We start from the raw sequence: 2,007 nt of genomic DNA, 5'->3' as shown, positions 1-2,007 counted from the left end.
TTAAATTCAAAATACTCGATATAAATCATTTCTATTTCTCTTTTTTGTCGTTAAAAATTATTTCCGTAGCTATAGCTTCCGAAACAAGTGCGGAACAAGTTATGCAAAGAATTTTTGCCTAAAAAAAATATAATTTAATTTATTTATCAGGCGTTTTGAAATTAAATTGGTATTAAATAATTTTTCTACAATATCGTTTGTACTCATTTTTTTCAAGACTTCTCCATCAAATATTTTTTAATAAAATCATCAAGACCACCATCCATAACAGCATCAACATTTGATGTTTCATGATTTGTACGTAAGTCTTTTACAAGCTTGTAGGGATGCATAACATAATTTCTTACTTGCGATCCCCATTCAATTTTTTTCTTTGATGCTTCTATTACCTCTTTTTCCTTTGTTCTTTTTTGAATTTCAACTTCATACAATCGTGATTTTAGCAATTGCAATGCCTTTTGTTTATTCCTCAACTGCTTTCTTTCCTGTTGACATTCCACAATAATTCCTGAAGGCTTATGAGTAAGACGCACAGCACTTTCTATTTTATTCACACTTTGCCCACCCGCTCCACTGGAACGAAAAGTATCCCATGTAATATCAGCTTGATTAATTTTAATTTCAATACTATCGTCAACAAGAGGATAAACATAAACGGAAGCAAAAGATGTATGCCTGCGAGCACCTGAATCGAAAGGTGAAATCCTTACAAGACGGTGAACACCATTTTCTCCTTTCAAATATCCAAAAGCATATTCACCTTCAATTTCAAAAGCTACAGATTTTATTCCAGCTTCATCACCTACTTTTAAATCAACTTCATTTACATTAAAATCATTTTTCTCTGCATACATTGTGTACATCCTGTAAAGCATTTGAACCCAATCTTGGCTTTCTGTTCCACCTGCACCTGCATTCAACTCTATTACAGCACTTAACCTGTCTTCCTCGTTTGAAAGCATCTTCATAAACTCAAGGTCTTCAAGTTCTTTTAGTGTTACTTTATATTGATTATTTACCTCATCTTGGTCAGCTTCACCTTCTTCTTGGAATTCTTTTAATACATCAAGTTCATCTAAAGAAGTAGCTAAATTATCATAGGATTTAACCCATTTTTTTATTGCTTTTATCTTTTTCAAAACAGATTCAGCATCATCCGAATTGTTCCAAAAATCAGCTTTTGTAGTTATTTTTTCAAGTTCATTTATTTTTTCTTCTTTTGAAGCAATATCAAAGATACCCCCTTAGCGCAATGATACGCTCACGCAAGTCTTTATAATCATCTTGAGTCATATTTGGTTATTTTTTTAAGATGCAAATTTAAATGATTAAAATTTATAAAAGAATTTATTTTCACCTCATCCTAGCCTTCTCCTCAAGGAGAAGGAATTACTACCTACTTTTTATCAACTTGATTGCTTAAAAAGTCCTCTCCTTAAAGGAGAGGATTTAGGTGAGGTGTTTTTTGATTTCCTTCAATACTGAAGCTACATTATTAATAACATCACTATTCCTAAATCTTATTACCTTTAATCCCAAATTTGTTAATTCTTTTTCTCTATCAATATCATATAATTTTTGTTCCAATTGTTCATGAATTCCTCCATCTAATTCAATAACCAATTTCTTTTCATGACAATAAAAATCAACAATGTAATTGGAAATTGGATGTTGTCTTCTAATTTTTTTATCTTCAATTTTTCTATTCCTGACTTTACCCCAAAGGATTTTTTCAGCATGTGTCATTCGCTTTCTTAGTTCCCGTGCCCTTTCAAACAATATTGGTTTAGCTCCATAAAAAAGTTCTTCTTTCATTATTTTATTTTATTTTCAAAGTTACACCTCATCCTAGCCTTCTCCTCAAGGAGAAGGAATTGCTCTTTTGCTGTAAATGGCAAAAGTAAAATCACCAATTTTTTGCATCTAAGATGCAAAAAAAGTCCTCTCCTTAAAGGAGAGGATTTAGGTGAGGTTACGGAACTATTGCATCCTCAATATGATAAATAT

Annotated in this window: 2 protein-coding genes; both read right to left on the bottom strand. The window is 31.4% G+C overall.

Annotation, left to right across the window (positions count from 1 at the left end):
- Positions 1-212 precede the first annotated feature (212 nt).
- Positions 213-1,293, bottom strand: a protein-coding gene (gene prfB / locus U9R42_11980) for a peptide chain release factor 2 (GenBank protein MEA3496741.1) whose coding sequence is annotated in 2 segments (ribosomal slippage) — positions 213-1,232 and positions 1,234-1,293 — 1,080 coding nt in all. Because the reading frame shifts where the segments join, the coding sequence is not laid out codon by codon here.
- 156 nt (positions 1,294-1,449) lie between these two features.
- Complete coding sequence (locus U9R42_11975; protein MEA3496740.1) at positions 1,450-1,815, bottom strand: endonuclease domain-containing protein; 366 nt, start codon at positions 1,813-1,815, stop codon at positions 1,450-1,452.
- Positions 1,816-2,007 lie beyond the last annotated feature (192 nt).

It is taken from the genome of Bacteroidota bacterium, assembly GCA_034723125.1.
Lineage (GTDB): Bacteria > Bacteroidota > Bacteroidia > CAILMK01 > JAAYUY01 > JAYEOP01.
Note: the sequence above shows the minus strand (reverse complement) of the source record. Positions and strands in the feature narration are given on the sequence as shown.